Consider the following 843-nt stretch of genomic DNA (forward strand, 5'->3'; position numbering starts at 1 on the left):
CTCGCGGAGGGTTCAGTATCAGGATTTTCACCATCCAATAATATAATATTATTTTGTTGAATTTTTGAATTAAACCTTCAATTGAATTTTTTCATTTTCAATAAAAATATATATCATTTTTGAATAATGTATACGCATTTAATGTTGAATTTTCAATAGAAATACAACAACTACCAGAAAAGAAAAATTTAATTTTTATACCCATCAGTCATAGACTGAGGGTAATACGGGTTTGCGCAAAGTATGTAATGCATAGAAATAATCATTTCCGATTGAGCGATGTCCGTCTGTGGGTATTTCCATCTGTCTGTCTGTGAACACGATAACTCGAGTAATTTTATGAGCTATAGTAATCAAATTTGGTTTGTGGACATGGGCCGAATCGGTCCATAACTCCGGGTACCTCCCATAGAAATTTCAATAAAAAATTCTAAATTGATACCATGACAATTAGCAAAACAACTTTACAACTTTGTGTTTTGAAGAAAAATAAAAACAAACAGTAACCAGGTATAAACTCATCTAAAGTCAAAATCCAAACTATTCTAGAATAAAAAATAATTTGTCAATCAATCCAAATGACTGATGGGTATTATGTAGTCGGCTTTGGCCGACTATTACATCTATCTTGTTTTTATCTCGATAATATGTCATGCTTATGTTTTTGATACAATCCAACATTGTTAAATTTTTCCAGACATCAATAATTGAAATAGTTTCTTCATTTTCCACATGATCTAAAATATATCTGAATGACTTTTTTATATACAGGGCTTTGAAAGTCGAAATTATCCCTTGGTCTAGGGATTGCAGCAAAGAAGTCGTATTTGTAGATAAAAACAC

General features: G+C 30.8%; 1 protein-coding gene. It reads right to left on the reverse strand.

Features of this window, described 5'->3' with window-relative positions:
• Positions 1–540 precede the first annotated feature (540 nt).
• Positions 541–843: hypothetical protein (locus tag ACP5P5_RS13680; RefSeq protein ID WP_428286674.1), on the reverse strand; the 303-nt coding region annotated here is incomplete at its 5' end.

Origin of the sequence: Hydrotalea sp., assembly GCF_049968455.1 — a bacterium.
Taxonomy (GTDB): Bacteria; Bacteroidota; Bacteroidia; order Chitinophagales; family Chitinophagaceae; genus Hydrotalea.